Here is a 14,866-nt window from a genome sequence, read left to right on the forward strand (position 1 = left end):
CGGAGTGGATCCCGTGACCGAACGTCCGAGCGCCCGGACCCTGGTGATCATTCCGACGTACAACGAGCGGGAGAATCTCCCGCTGATCCTTGGTCGGTTGCACAAGGCGCAACCCGATGTGCATGTGCTGATCGTTGACGACGGCAGCCCCGACGGCACTGGCGAACTGGCCGACGAGGCGGCGCTCGCCGACCCGGACCGCGTACATGTCATGCACCGCAAGGAGAAGGGCGGCCTCGGTGCCGCCTACATTGCGGGCTTCGGCTGGGGCCTGGCACGCCAGTACTCGGTACTGGTGGAGATGGACGCCGACGGTAGCCACGCACCCGAACAACTGTCCCGGCTGCTTGACGCCGTCGATGCCGGAGCCGACCTGGCGATCGGATCTCGCTACGTGTCCGGCGGCACCGTCGTCAACTGGCCGTGGCGGCGCCTCGTGCTGTCCCGGAGTGCGAACGTGTACGCCCGGCTGGTGCTGGGTGTGAAGCCGCACGACATCACCGCGGGCTATCGCGCGTACCGACGTGAGGTGCTCGAGAAGCTGGATCTGGGGGCGGTGGAATCACACGGGTACTGCTTCCAGATCGACCTCACCCTGCGCACCATCGCGCACGGCTTCGAGGTCGCCGAGGTGCCGATCACCTTCACCGAACGCGCGATCGGCGAATCCAAGATGAGCGGGTCAATCATCAACGAAGCCCTGGTCAAGGTGACCAAGTGGGGCGTCCAAAGTCGTCTGGACCGGGCCCGCGGCATCAATCGCTGAGGGAGTCAGTCCTCACGCATTGCGCGCCATCAGGCCGCCGTCGACGGGGATGACCGTGCCGGTGAGGTACGAGGCGGCCGGTAGGCACACGCTCAACGTCATGTGTGCGACTTCCTCGGCGCGGCCGTAACGACGCAGTGCGGTGCGCCTGCGGGCATAGGTGTCTTTGTCCTCAGCCGAAATCGCTGCCGTCATCGCGGTATCGATGGGGCCCGGGCAGATGCAGTTCACGGTGATACCTTCTCGCCCCAGGTCGACCGCCAAACTCCTGGTCAGGCCGGCCAGACCCGATTTGGCCGCGACATAGGGGCTGTCATACGGGGTGGCGCCGAGAGCCTCCGTCGAGGCGATGTTCACCACGCGCGGCGCAGGGGAGTCGCGCAGATACGGAAGCGCCGCACGGACAATCCGTTGGGGTGCGGTCAGATGTACGGCAAGTGAGCGATCCCAGGTGCTGCCGTAGTCGGGGTCGTCGAGTGATCTGAACGCCGCAAATCCCGCGTTGTTCACCACAATGTCCAGCCGGCCGAACCGCTCGGCGACCGCCGCGACGACCTCGATGATCTGTGCCTCATCGGTGACATCCAGCGCCCATGGCACTGCGGACTCACCGATCTCGGCGGCGACCGCCTGCGCATCCTCCAGCCGAAGATCGGTGACCGCGACAAACGCGCCGTCGTCGGCGAATACCCGGGCGGTGGCCTTTCCCATGCCACTGGCGGCACCGGTGATCAGTACGGCTGAACCCGAGACGGACCTGCCGGAGGCACTCATCAGGGCGGGTGGTGCTAGCCCCGGCGACGGCCCTTGATCAGTTCCAGACGCTCTTTGAGCAGCTCGTCGAGCTCTTCAACGCTGCGGCGCTCCAGGAGCATGTCCCAGTGCGTGCGCGGGGGCTTGACCTTCTTGGGCTCGGGAACGTCGCCGTCGAGCAGGGTGCCCTCCAGGCCATTGCGGCATGCCCAGTTCGCCGGGATCTCGGCGTCGTGCGCGAAGGGAACGTCGAACTCCTCACCGTTCTCGGTGCGGTAGCGAGCCATGCGGCGAGGTGCCAGGTCGTGGTCACGATCGGTTTCGTAGCTGACGGCACCGAGTCGGCTGCCTCGTAGAACACGATCTGCCATGTGTACTTCTCCTCTTCACTGCGGGTCTCTGCAATCGGATCCCGCGCTCAAATTGCTGGTGGCTGTCTAGATCAACGCCGTACCCGGGGCATTAGTTCCCTGTTCATGCAGGTTGTGGCCCTCATTATAGCTGGTGAACGCCGTTGTGGCCGTCACCGCTTCGCATCGCGGATGCGTGGCGAGCGCAGGGTCAGGTGCGCTGCGCTGTGGTGATCGCCGCCCGGCCGTCGGCAGGAGATCGACTGGCATATGCCGGTGCGTAATGCCGCAGCAATTCCAGCGTCGTCAGGTGCTGACGGCACTGGAATCCGTGCGAGGCCAGCAGTGCGTCGGCGTCGGCCGCGGTGAGACCAGTGAGGTACGGCTCGCCGAACCGTGCTGCCGCTTCGGTCCATAGCCGGGCGCGCACCGACTTGTTGTCTCCGCCAGTCACGACACTGGTGTCGAGATAGTCGAAAACCAGCAGGCTTCCGGGCGCGCAGACCGTCGCGAGGTCGGCAAGTGTCGCGTCGAGCGCGTCCTGGGTGAGGTAGGCGGTCACGCCGAGCCAGACGAACAGGCTTGGCCGGGTGGGATCGAATCCACTGGCAAGGAGCCTTTCGCGGAGCACGTAGTGCTCGAAATCGCAAGGAACCCAGACAATCTCATCGTTGCGGTCGGTTGATTGGAGTCGTTCCATGACGGCCCGTTTGTCCGCCTGCGTAGTCGGTGCGTCGACCTCGAATATCTTGATCGGTCCGTGTGCGACGCGGCGCAACGTCGTGGTGTCGAACCCTGCGCCCAGGAGCACGAGTTGATCAACGCCGTCATTGATGGCCGCCTCGAGGACGTCATCGGTGTAGCGCACCCGTAATACCAAAAAGAAGTGACCTGCGGCGCCGAATACAGATTTCAGTACCCCAATAAAGCCCCTGGCCACCAGCGGATGAATCAAACAGGCACGCAATAGCGGGCTGCGGATGAAATGGCGCGAGTAGGGATCGTTGAGGAGGCGCCGCCGGGGTGATTGCATCGTCTCGGCCGCGCGTTGCGCGGCGCAGGATTGCGCCGTAAAACTCGCCCGACGATCAAGACGGCGATTATTCACACTCATACCCGGTCTTCCGAATCTGGTGGACGACAATTACCAATTCTGCAATTTTTGTACACAGATTTCCTTTTTATGCCTGGCTCGCACTGTGCCGTGGGCCAACCAATGCCGGATCCGTTTCCCGCAATGCGCGGCACGGCACTCGCATGGGCCACCAGAACCACCGCCCCAGAATGGTCGCAATGGAGGGGATGACGAGCGAACGGACGATGAGCGTGTCGAGCAGGAGTCCGACGCCGACGGTGGTGCCGATCTGTGCGAGGGTGCTGGAGTAGCCGGCGATCAGAGCGAACATCGTGAAACCGAAGATCAGGCCCGCTGTGGTGACCACGCTGCCGGTTCCCACCATGGAGCGGATGATTCCGGTCTTGATTCCGGCACGGAGCTCCTCCTTGAATCGGGCGACGAGCAGCAGGTTGTAATCGGCGCCGACCGCGACAAGAAATATGAAGGAGCATGGCGCCACCGCCCAGTGCAAGGGCAGACCAACACCGTGTTGCCAGATGGCGACGCTCAGACCCCACGCGGACAGGAACGACAACCCCACGGTGCCGACGACGGCGACCGCGGCGACGAAGCTGCGTAGCAGCAACAGGACGACGCAGAACACGAATGCGAACGCCGCCACGGCGCTGGTGATGAAGTCCTCTCTGGCGAAGGCGGCGATGTTGAGCAGGGTGCCTCCGGCGCCTCCGATGCTCACCTCACTCCCGCCGAGCGAGGTGCCCTTGAGCGCCGATTTCGCCGCGGGGATGATCTTCGAGCTGTAGTCCATGCTCTCTCTGCTGAACGAGTTCACATCGCCCATGACGAGCATTCGGGTGATCTTGCCGTCCGGTGAGAAGAAGACGGAGAGCGCGGACTGGAACAAGGGGGATTCGAAGGCCTGACTCGGAAGGAAGAAGTACCCGCTCGGGTCTCCCTTCATATAGGTGTCGGCGATCTCGCGCAGGAACTGGGTGACCTCGTTCATCTGTACGAGCAGCGAGTCCGCCATGCCGCGGATGGGGGTCAGTGTTCGTTGCGCGTCGCTGAGGAAACGGTCCAGCAGCTGGACCTGTGCCACCAGGTTCGGCAACGACTCCGAGGCCACACGGGAGGCGTTCACGAGATCCTCGAACTTTCGCCCCCCGGCCTGATTGAGTCCGTCGAGAACGGCCAGACCGGTGAGCGCGGTATTGCAGGGCAGCAGCTGCTTACAGTCCGGGACCATATCGACCAGCTGGCCCGCGGTGTCGATGCCGGCAGCGAGCATGGGCTGCATCTCGTTGTGGATGCCCTTCGCCATCTTCAACAGGTCGATCAGGCGCGCCCGCGTGGCCTGGCCTGCGCCGCCGGGCAGGTCGACGGCGCGCTGGGTGACTCGGAGGTCCTTGAGGACCACCTTGACGCCGACGGAGAGCTGATCGATCTGGCCGGTGATTCTGGCGATGCCGTTGAGCTGTGTGCTGACCATCTCGGCGATCTGGGACATGCGCTCGCCGATGTACCCACCTTGATAGGTCAGGGTTCCCTGGGGCAGTGGCGATATGAGTGGGCGGGTGATGCCCTGCACCGCTTGCACGCCGTCCACGCTGTAGACGGCGTTGGTCAGCTTGGCGAGTGCGATCAGGTCGGCGGAGTTGCGCATGTCGTGATCGGACTCGACGAACAGCAGGTTCGGATTCAGCATGTTCGGCGGCAGGTGCCGATCCGCGGCGTCCAGGCCCAGGTTCGCCTCGGTATTGGCCGGTTGTGCCGCACGTTCGTTGTAGCTGATCACATACGTCGGCAAGACGAGAATCGCGAGCGCGAGCACGGCGAGGCTGCCGGCGAGTACGGGGCCGGGCCAACGGACCACGTGCGTGGCGATGCGTCTCCAGCGGCGGATGGCCCGATCTCCGCGCGGCTCATACAGTCCGAGCCTGCACCCGATCGCCAGCAGCGCGGGTCCGAGGGTCAATGCCGCGGCAAGTGCGGTGAGGATGCCGATGGTGCAGGGCAGGCCGGACGTGGAGAACGCCGCGAGTCGGGTGAGTGTCATACAGGCGGTCGCGCCCGCCACTGTCAGCCCGGAGGCAAAGATGATGCGTTGCACACTCGACAGGGCGGTGAAGTAGGCGGTGGTCGGGTCCTGGCCCGCTCGTCGTGCCTCTTGATACCTGCCGAGCAGGAAGATGCCATAGTCCGTTCCCGCGCCAAGGACGATGCCGGCCAACAGACTTGACGCAAATATGGAGATGCCGATGATCCCGCGTTCACCGAGCAGGGCCACGATCGGACGGGCCGTCACCAGCGCGACCGCTACGACCAGCAGGGGCATCGCTGCCGTGAACAGCGAACGGTAGGTCAACGACATGATGATGGTGATGCAGATGGCGCACGCGATGATGATCGGCAGGATCGAGCGGTTGATCGCGAGTAGTTCGTCGTTCACGACCGCGGAAGGTCCGGTCACGTAGATCTTGACCCCAGCGGGGGGCGGGTAGGCCTTGACGATGTCGCGCACCGCTTGGGTGGATTCCATGGCCAGCGCCGTGCCCATGTTTCCGGCGAGGTTCAGGTAGCTGAAAGAGGCCTTCCGGTCCTGGCTTTCGAATGCCGGGGCGAATGACGGGTCTGACCACAGATCGATCGTCGTGACGACGTGCTTTTTGTCGGCCTTGAACTTCTCCATCAGATCGGCGTAGTAGCCGTGCATCTCCGCGCCGAACGGCTTGTCTCCCTCGGCCAGCACCGCGACGAAGTTGTTGGTACCGCCGTTTCCGAAGTACTTGCCCATATTGGAGAGCGCCTGCACCGAGGAGGCTTCGTCGGGCAGGAAGGACAACGCGTGTCCCTCAATCACCTTCTCGAGTTGGGGCCCAGCGGCATTGAGGCCGCACGCGAGCAGCACCCACAGCACGACGATGGGGATGGACAGTCCGTACAGCAGCCGGGCGTACAGCGGTCTGTGCTGTCCGGTGTCGGTGCTGGCGTAGGTCTCTCGGCGGAACGGCACGGAGAATTCGTTGCGTAGTCGCTTACCGAATGCCCGTGATCGATCGGAGAACCCGTTACCGTCGCCGGTCGCAGGTATGGGCCCCGTAACCGCTTCGCTCTCGTCCTTTTTCATGCGACTTGCACCTTGCAGCTTGCGATCCCACCGCTGGCGGTTGCGACTTGTTCATCGCGGACCTTGCCGTTGACGGTGATCCTGCATCCAACGCCAGAGCTGTTGGACTGCACGACCATGCTCGTCACCAGCGAAGGTTCCACGGTGCGCAGTGCTTCTTGCCAGGGCAGGACGGTGTTGACGTTCTGGTTGTGGCCTTCGTCGTCGAGATAGGACACCGTAGCCGGGGTCCCGTCGGGCCCGACGGCCTCGTACTGGATAGTCCGTTCGGACAGCGTGCCCAAGGTGGGGAGACGGCTCACCGTCCCCGCCGCCTCATCAGGGATCTCACTCGAGCGCAGCTTCAGGATGAACAAGGCCGCGACGGTAAGCACAGCCAGCACAACGAGATACACCCAGGCGTTTCTCATGGAGCTACTTTCGGGGGGATCAACAAAGTCATCTGAAACACCCTTCGTGTTGCCAATCAGACGGGTACAGTCCGAACTCCACGGAATGACACGGCAGGCAAAGCATCGTTAGTGATCAAGATGATTCCAGATGAGCTCGAACTGTCTCGCTATTTCGGAAAAAGTTCCATCGTCTCCCGATAGTTCAACAACTAGGAGAGGGCCGAGCATTGGTTGCAGTGGCTATCATTGGCATCGGATGCAAATTCCCCGGAGGAATTGGTGATCCGGAGAGTTTCTGGAACTTTGTGTTACGTAAAGGCGACGCCGTCGTTGATATTCCGAAGGATCGCTGGGACGCGGACAAGTACTACGACCCCGACCCCGATACGCCGGGCCGGATGTACACGCGGCGAGGCAGCTTCCTGACCCAGAGTTTCCGCCGGTTCGACGCGGATTTCTTCGGGATCTCGCACCGTGAGGCCGCCGTCCTCGACCCGCAGCAGCGGCTTCTTCTCGAAACCACCTGGGAAGCTCTCGACGACGCGGGCATCGCCGGACAGGCGCTGGGCGGGAACGTGGGAACGTTCATCGGCGGCTTCATGAACGACAACATGATCAGCCGGGGCCTGGCCCGAAACCTCGAGAAGATCAACAACTTCGCCGCCTTCAGCGCGTCGCAGACGTTGTTGTCCAACCGGATCGCGCACGCGCTGGACTTCTGGGGGCCGAGCATGACCGTGGACACGGCATGTTCGTCCTCTCTGGTCACGACGCACCTGGCAGTACGGGCGGTCGCGGGCGGCGAGTGCGATGTGGCGCTTGCCGGCGGAGTGAACGTCATGTTCCAGCCCGAAACGTTCATCACCATGTGCAAGGGCAGATTCCTCGCGGCCGACGGTCGCAGCAAGTCGTTCGACGCGGCAGCAGACGGCTACGGCCGGGGTGAGGGCGTCGGAATCGTGGTGCTCAAGAACCTCGAGCAGGCGCAGCGCGACGGTGACCACATATATGCGGTGATTCGTGGCAGCGGGGTCAACCAGGACGGCAGGACGATAGCGCTGCCTGTGCCAAATCCGGTGTCGCAGCAGCGGCTTGCGGATCGGGTGATCAAGGAGGCAGGCATCGACCCGGCCTTGGTGGGATACATCGAGGCGCATGGCACCGGTACCAGCGTGGGCGATCCGCTGGAGGCGCAGGCACTGGGGTACTCGTACGGCAAGGTGCCCGGCCGCACGCAGCCGCTGGTGATCGGCTCGGTGAAGAACAACTTCGGCCATACCGAGGCCGCGGCGGGTGTCGCGGGTTTGATCAAGGCCGCGCTCACCGTGCAGCGGCGGACCATCGCCCCGCAGGTCGTCCTCGACAAGCTCAACCCGGAAATCCCGTTTGACGAGTTGCAGATCCGTATCCCAACCGAGGTCGAGCTGTACCCCGATCTGGGTGCTCCCGCATACGCGGCGGTGAACAGCTTCGGCTACGGCGGGACCAACGCGCACGTCATCGTGCAGGCGCCGCCCGCGGCCGCCGAGCCGCCGGCTCCCGCACGTGACAGCATTCGGATCTTCCCGGTTTCCGCGCGCAGCGGCGCCGCGTTGCACGAGGTCGCCGGACGGTACGCCACACTGTTGGGCTCAGACCTCTCCGAGGAGGGTGCGCAGCGACTGAAGACCGCGGCCACCGGCCGTCGGGCGCAGCACTATCTCCGTAAAGGATTCATCTATCGGGATGCCGATGACCTTCTCACGCAGCTGAATTCCTACGCAGAAAGCGAGGAAGCGGCGCCGGCGCGTGCCCTGGTCGAGGGCATCTCCGATCCCGTGTTCGTCTTCAGCGGAATGGGTCCGCAGTGGTGGGGGATGGCGCGCGGACTGTTGCGGACCCCCGGTGTCTTCCGTGACACCGCTGCCGAGATCGACGGGGTGTTCCGGGAGATCTCGGGCTGGTCGGTGATCGCCGAGCTCCTGCGATCCGAGGGCGACTCTCGCGTCAGCCGCACCGAGATCGCCCAGCCGGCGAATTTCCTGGTCCAGTCGGCATTGGCAAAGCACTTGCAGCAGTTCGGGATCCGGCCCACCGCGGTGGTGGGGCACAGTGTCGGTGAGGTCGCCGCGGCGTATGTGAGTGGCGCGTTGTCCTTGCGGGACGCCGCCATGGTCTCCTTCCATCGCTCCCGACTACAGGCCAAGACTGCGGGCTCTGGCGGCATGCTCGCGGTCGGTCTGGATGCGGAGGAAGCGCAGCGCCGAGCAGCGCGCTTTGGAACGGCGGTGTGCGTCGCGGCGATCAACAGCGCCTCGGCGACCACACTGTCCGGCGACTCCAAGGCCCTGCAGACATTGCACGACGAGCTCGCAGAAGATGGGGTCTTCGCCCGAATGCTGCACGTCGAGGTTCCGTATCACAGCCAGCTCATGGACCCGATTCTCGGGGAGCTCGCCACTGCGCTGGCCGGGCTTGCCCCTCGGCAGGCGGACGTGCCGGTCTATTCGACCGTCACCGGTGAGAAGGTCGACAGCGCGGCATTCGCAGACCCGGATTACTGGCTCAAGAACGTACGCGAAAGCGTCCTGTTCGCGAAGGCCATCGACACCCTCATCGAAGATCGGTACCGGGTATTCCTGGAGCTGGGACCGCACCCGGTACTGCTCGGGAACATTCGAGAAAGCTTTGTGCGCCACAGTGTCTCCGGTGCCGCAGTTCAGACCTTGCACCGTGATCAGAATGATGAGCAGTCGGTGCTGCAAGCCGTCACGGACTTGTACGCGGTGGGCGCCATCGACGCCCCCGGCGAGGCCGGGCTCTACCAGAACGGTTCGGTCCCGCACATGGACCTGCCGAAATACCCATGGTCGCAAGAGGAGCTGTGGGAAGAGGATGCCCTGACGCTGCGTGCGCGCTACGGCGACGCCGATCGGTTCGCGCTCCTGGGCGACCGGGCGGAGGCGTTGACGCCGCAATGGGAGGTCACCCTGGCAGCCGCGAACCTGCCCTGGCTGCCCGACCATACGGTTCTCGGTTCCATTGTGCTGCCCGGAACCGCCTACCTCGATGCCGCGCTATCGGCCGTGCGTCAACGCTCCGGCCGGGGCCAGGCAGGTTTGGACTCGGTAGTGTTCGCGGTGCCTTTGGTGGTCGCCGAACATGACGCGCCGATCACCCGTCTCACCGTGGACGAGCCCACTAAGCGGTTCACCGTCAACGGCCGCTCCGCACATACCCAACTGTGGACGGCACATGCCAACGGCAGGTTGGTCGAGGCGAATCTGGGGACCTTGCGGATCGAGGTTCCGGCACAGTCCGAGTTCGACAGGATCTTCGACGGCGAAGACGTCTACAAGGGGTTGGCCGCGGTCGGGCTCTCCTACGGTCCCGCCTTTCAGCGAATCCAGAGCGTGCGCATCGGGTCTGCCGGCTGTGTTGCGCAGCTGACGAGCCCGGAATCGGTGGACGCATCGGGGTCGGCATTGCGGCACGCCGTTCATCCCGCCCTCGCCGATGCCGCCCTGCAGTGCATCGCGGTTCTCTTGGCGGCGCGTCCAGAGCTGGATGTGCCGCCGACGGCGCATATCCCGGCCTCGGTGGACCGAGTCCGCCTGTACCACGAGGTGCCCCAGGACCCGATTGCGTTCGTCGAGATCACCAGCACGCAGCCGCTGCGCGCGAACGCCTATCTCGCTTCGCAGGACGGCGAAGTCGCGCTGGCATTGACCGGAGTGACGCTGCGGCCCGTGGGATCTGCCTTGGACCCGCTGTCCGAGCTCGATCAATACTTCTACGAGCCTCGTTGGGAACCTTTGGAAGAGGAAGCCGAGGGACAGCCCGCCGGCACACCTGCCGCCTCCAGAAGCGCCGTCGCGCCCGCCGCCCGGGCGGCGAACGTGATCGTTGAGATCGGCGATGTGGCCCCTGCTTTCGCGGAGGGTGCCCGCCGCGCGGCCAGCGCCGGTGCCGTGATCCTGAAAGCCGAGCCGGGAGCAGATCTCGCCGACGCTTTTGCGGCGGCGTTGTACGCGGACACTTACTTACGTGTCCTGGCGACTGTCGGCGCCGGAAAAACGTTGGTGGAGAACCTGCATCAACTCGTCACGATCGCGCAGGCGTTGCGGGTGGTTCTGGAATCCGAGACCGAACGCGGTGTCGTGAGTCCGGATGTGCAGGTGGTGGTGGTGAGTACGCGCGCCTTCCGCGCCCCGGGCGACAGTGGCCTGGACCTCGATCAGACCGCGCTCGTGGGAGCGCGTCGGGTGTTGGCCAACGAGCAGCACCCCGCCAAATGGTCTCTCGTGGACCTGTCCGACTCGGCCACGCCGGACGAGGTGGCCGCAGAGATCGGTGCGATGAATCGAGCCGAAGAGGTCGCGGTGCGTGCGGGTGAGCGGTGGACCCAGCGGATGCGCAGGTCTCTGTCCGAACTCGTTGCGCCATGGGAAGAGCCATTCGAGCCCACCGACCCGGAGGTGGCCTACGAGGTACAGATCCCGGACACGCGCACGCTCAAGGACATCGCGCTACGCGCATGCGACCGCATCGAACCGGGACCCCGGCAAATCGAGGTCCGCGTCGAAACCTTGGGACTCAACTACAAAGACCCGCTGAAGGTTCTGGGAATCCTGACGGAGCGAGAGCTTGGCGAGACATATTTCAAGCTGGAGCCCGGGATGGAAGGATTCGGCGTCGTCACACGTGTCGGCTCCGCGGTCAGCGAGCTCCGAGTCGGCGAAAGCATCGCGGTCGCAGAACGGGGGCTGCTGCGCCGCTACCTGACATTCGACCTCGATGGCGGCGCGGCATGGGAACGGATCGACGAAGAACATCTGCAGCGTGAGGATTTCGATCCGCTCGCGGTGGGCTCGGGTGTCCCGTTCTTCACGGCGGGCTACGCCTTCTACAAGCTCGCCGATCTGCAGCTCGGGGAGACCGTCCTCATCCACGGCGCGGCGGGCGGCATGGGCATGGGTGCGGTGCAGATCGCCGTCAACATGGGCGCGGTTGTCTATGCGACCGCCGGTAGCGAGGAGCGCCGGCGTGCGGCGCTCGAGCTCGGCGCAACCGCGGCCTTCGACTCGCGGTCGGTCGGGTTCGTCGACGACATACTGCGGATCACCGAAGGACGCGGTGTCGACGTCATCTACAACTCGCTGCCCGGCGAGATGATCGCCCAGAACTTCGCAGTCGCCGGAGAGTTCTGCAGGATCATCGAAATCGGTAAGGCGGACATCTACTTCGGCGGCGCGATGGATCTCAAGGCCTTCAGCGGCAACTTGTCGTTCCACGCGATCGATATGGACCGCATGCTGCGGTTGCGGCCCGAGACCTTCCGCGAGCTCCGGCGCGAATGCACCGAGATGCTCACCTCGGGAAAGCTCACCCCGCTGCCGTTCACGAGGTTCCCGATCGACGATGTCGTGGGAGCGTTCGAAGCGGTGTTCCGGGCGGCGCACATGGGCCGGATCGTGCTGGATCTGCGGGATCAAGCTCCAAAGCTATTGCCGCGCAAGCCGGATACCGCGCCGGTGCGCCCCGGCCACTCCTACCTCATCAGCGGTGGGTTCGGCGGGTTCGGGTTGGCCACCGCGCGTTCGTTGGTCAGGGCCGGGGCCACCCATCTGATCCTCGCGGGCCGCAGCGGCGCCACCACCGAGGTCGCCCGGGCGCAGATCGAGGCGCTGCGCGCCGCCGATGTCGACGTGTGGGAAGAGCGGATCGATATCAGCAACTACGGCCAGGTCTCGGATCTGATCGCGAAGGTGGAAGCGTCGGGGCATCCGCTGCGCGGAGTCTTCCACGCCGCCGCGGTGGCCCATGACGAGGTGCTCGCGGATATCAGCGCGGAGTCGTTGTACAAGGTCTTCGCGCCGAAGGTTGATGGTGCGCTGAATCTGGATAAGGCCACGCGTGAGCACGGCGTACCGCTCGATCACTTCGTGCTGTACTCCTCGATCAGTGGCCTCATCGGCATTGTTCCGCAGGTGACATATGCGGCGGCGAACAGCGTGCTGGACGGGCTCGCTCAGGCGCGGCACGCGGCCGGGCTGCCCGCGCTATCGGTGAGCTGGGGTGCGATGAGCGGCGGTGGGATGGCTGAGGTGGAGGCCATCGTGAAGTTCCTCGACTCGGTCGGGCTGCGCCGACTCAACATGGATCTCGGGGCAATGCTCATGCACGAGTGCTCCCGTTTCCAGCTTCCACATGTCGCCATCGCGGGTGTCGACTGGGGAGTCTTGCGCACTCCGCTGCCCTCGACAGCCAAGAGCACACGTTTCGCTCATCTCTCCGCAGAAGCTGCCGCAGTGTCGAACGAACAGGCCGCCTTCCGTGCGGCGGTGCTGGCCCTGCCCGAGGAGGAACGCGGCCCGATGGTCACCAAGGAACTGGCCAAGGAACTCGCCAATGTTCTCAAGGTTGACGTGGACAGCATCGACCCCACCGGGCCGATCGCCGACCTGGGTATCGATTCCCTGATGGCGGTGGAGTTCGCCGCACGAGCCGGTAAACAGTTGAACATTCAGATCAGTGCGTTCCAGTTCACCCCGGATCTCACCCTTGAGGCCGTCGGTGCGCGCGTCGCACTACTCATTGCGCAAGGGGTCGGCGATCCCGAGCATGACGCGATATAGAGGATCGGCGTGACTGTTGCGACTCCGCTCGAATGTTGGTGGTGGCCAAGGGCATATCAGCCATCCCTGCCCACCGTGCTGTTTTTCCCGGGCGCCGGGGCCAATCACGCGGGCGAGCAGCACCTGGTCCCGCATCTGGCAGGGGTGAACTTCGGGGTGTGGCGGATGCCGGGGCGCAGTACCCGGTCAACCGAGCCATCCCCGGAAAACCTGCGCGCGCTGTCGGAGGACTGTGCGGCGGCGATCGCCGGACTCGGTTGCCGTCGGCCGGTTCTCGCGGGAAAGAGTTTCGGCGGCCTGTTCGGTTACACGGTGTGTCAGGCATTGGAGTCGCGGGACTTCGCCGTGGGCCGGTTCGTCCCGGTGGTGAGTGGCCACCCGTCTCTGTGGCGAATGGATGCCCTCTACGCCAAGACCCGGGGCCATAACCCGAAACAACACGCGCTCTGGAGACTGACCAATGACGAGCAGCGCGGGGCGTGGCCGCCGAAGAAGATAGCGGACGAGTCATTGCTGGAGCAGGCGCGGCTGCATGCGGTGATCGATTTCAGTCTTGGCCTGCAATCGATTTCGCGCCGACGGATCAAGACAGCGATCACCGAGGTGAGCGCGAAGGATGACGAGGTGATCCCGAAGTTTGCACCACCGCGCAGATGGGCCCCTTACACGAAGGGGGAGTTCACGAGCATCCTCGTGACCGGCGGGCACTACTTCTATTGGTCGAACCCGCAAGCCTTGGCTACCATCTTGACGCACGAGGCCGAGCTGGCCCTCGGCGGCTCGTACTCCTACTAGCCGCCGAGGCCGGCACGTCGTACTACGGGGTTTCGCGTTGGCAGTCCGGGCCGGTGTACTGCCAGTTCGGGTTGCTCGAGTACTCGCAGCCAGGGCCTACGTACTTCCAGTTCGGGGCCGGAGGCGGCAGTTGTCCGCCTTCGCCGCGCCAGTTGGGTCCTGCGTACCGCCAGCCCCACTGGCTGAACCAGTTATCTGGGTTGACACAGCCCTCCATGGTTCCCGGTCCCCAGGGGGGCGGGGGCGAGGGATACGGTCCGTTGAAGCACACATCCGCGGGGGCGGGGCTCGGCTGCGCCGACGCCAGGCCCGCGTTGATGACAGCGACCGGAGCGGCGATAACACCCGCTGCTAGCACGGCCTGCCCAAGCTTGATGATCTTGTTCATCGCACAACCTCCGACGTTGGATGCCGCTGTGATTGGGCAAGACTAGCGCACAATTATCCGTTTTCCTTGCAATTGTGCTAATTGCGCTCGATCGCTTTGTGTGGCGCGGCGCCAGAGGTATCGCACCAGCTCTCACCAGTCATCTCGCCGGTTTTGGCGATGCCGATTTCTCACATCCGCCGAAGGTCGGGCGGTTCGCTGGTGTCGGGCCGACCTTGCGCGCCCGGCGCCGCGAGCCACCGCTACGCTTCCAAGACGTGGCACGTCGCAAACACGCACAACCCTGCAAGTGGTGCGGGCGTGAAGTGGACGACGCGGAACTGGGGCGTCGACGCCAATACTGCCGCCAATCCTGCCGCCAGCGCGCCTACGAGCAGCGGGCGGCCGTCAAGGGCACCTCGGTGCCCGCCGACGCCGTGGTGCTTACGGCCGATGAGGCGACGGACCTGGCTGACCGGGTGTATCAGGCGCGGTGCGCGGCCGAGGATGTCGCCACCGCGGTCGAAGAAGGTGCGACCCAGGGCGAGCTGCGTGAGCTGTGCGAGGAACTGCTGCGCGCCGCCAAGGCTGCCGGCGGCTGGCGCTGATTTCTTCCGTTCT

At 64.6% G+C, this 14,866-nt stretch carries 10 protein-coding genes; 4 read left to right on the forward strand and 6 right to left on the reverse strand.

All coding sequences use genetic code 11. The annotated features are described in order from the left end of the window. The first annotated feature begins 4 nt into the window (after nt 1-4). Complete coding sequence (locus tag MSTE_RS10560) at nt 5-766, forward strand: polyprenol monophosphomannose synthase (RefSeq protein WP_096501025.1); 762 nt, start codon at nt 5-7, stop codon at nt 764-766. 12 nt (nt 767-778) lie between these two features. On the opposite strand, the gene MSTE_RS10565 is transcribed toward MSTE_RS10560, so the two are convergent. The 5 genes from MSTE_RS10565 to MSTE_RS10585 all read right to left on the reverse strand — a co-directional run bounded on the left by MSTE_RS10565 (nt 779) and on the right by MSTE_RS10585 (nt 6,469). Beyond that, a complete protein-coding gene (locus MSTE_RS10565; RefSeq protein WP_096501027.1) occupies nt 779-1,540 on the reverse strand; it encodes an SDR family NAD(P)-dependent oxidoreductase in 762 nt (253 codons plus the stop codon). A 14-nt stretch (nt 1,541-1,554) separates the two neighbouring features. Then, nucleotides 1,555-1,890 carry an RNA polymerase-binding protein RbpA gene (locus tag MSTE_RS10570; protein ID WP_005061379.1) on the reverse strand — a complete coding sequence of 112 codons (336 nt, stop codon included), beginning with the start codon at nt 1,888-1,890 and terminating at the stop codon, nt 1,555-1,557. 190 nt (nt 1,891-2,080) lie between these two features. Then, on the reverse strand, nt 2,081-2,977 hold the full coding sequence (locus tag MSTE_RS10575; RefSeq protein WP_231897093.1) for a class I SAM-dependent methyltransferase: 897 nt from the start codon (nt 2,975-2,977) through the stop codon (nt 2,081-2,083). Nucleotides 2,978-3,050: 73 nt separating this feature from the next. Next, nucleotides 3,051-6,074 carry an MMPL/RND family transporter gene (locus MSTE_RS10580; RefSeq protein WP_096501031.1) on the reverse strand — a complete coding sequence of 1,008 codons (3,024 nt, stop codon included), beginning with the start codon at nt 6,072-6,074 and terminating at the stop codon, nt 3,051-3,053. Then, nucleotides 6,071-6,469 (reverse strand): MmpS family transport accessory protein, encoded by a 399-nt coding sequence (locus MSTE_RS10585; protein ID WP_052399513.1) that lies wholly within the window; start codon nt 6,467-6,469, stop codon nt 6,071-6,073. Before MSTE_RS10585 ends, MSTE_RS10580 begins: the two co-directional genes overlap by 4 nt. A 224-nt stretch (nt 6,470-6,693) precedes the next feature. On the opposite strand from MSTE_RS10585, the gene MSTE_RS10590 reads away from it, so the two are divergent. Both MSTE_RS10590 and MSTE_RS10595 read left to right on the forward strand, forming a co-directional pair. Then, nucleotides 6,694-13,083, forward strand: a complete 6,390-nt coding sequence (locus MSTE_RS10590; RefSeq protein WP_096501033.1) for a type I polyketide synthase — start codon at nt 6,694-6,696, stop codon at nt 13,081-13,083. A gap of 75 nt (nt 13,084-13,158) precedes the next feature. After that, nucleotides 13,159-13,878, forward strand: a complete 720-nt coding sequence (locus MSTE_RS10595) for a thioesterase II family protein (protein ID WP_096501035.1) — start codon at nt 13,159-13,161, stop codon at nt 13,876-13,878. Nucleotides 13,879-13,900: 22 nt separating this feature from the next. On the opposite strand, the gene MSTE_RS10600 is transcribed toward MSTE_RS10595, so the two are convergent. Further along, the gene (locus MSTE_RS10600; protein WP_096501037.1) at nt 13,901-14,266 is read right to left on the reverse strand and encodes a hypothetical protein; all 366 of its coding nucleotides are present in this window, start codon (nt 14,264-14,266) and stop codon (nt 13,901-13,903) included. 257 nt (nt 14,267-14,523) lie between these two features. Between MSTE_RS10600 and MSTE_RS10605 the strand changes: the two genes are divergently transcribed. Next, nucleotides 14,524-14,853 carry a hypothetical protein gene (locus MSTE_RS10605; RefSeq protein WP_096505732.1) on the forward strand — a complete coding sequence of 110 codons (330 nt, stop codon included), beginning with the start codon at nt 14,524-14,526 and terminating at the stop codon, nt 14,851-14,853. Nucleotides 14,854-14,866 lie beyond the last annotated feature (13 nt).

It is taken from the genome of [Mycobacterium] stephanolepidis (genome assembly GCF_002356335.1).
GTDB lineage: Bacteria > Actinomycetota > Actinomycetes > Mycobacteriales > Mycobacteriaceae > Mycobacterium > Mycobacterium stephanolepidis.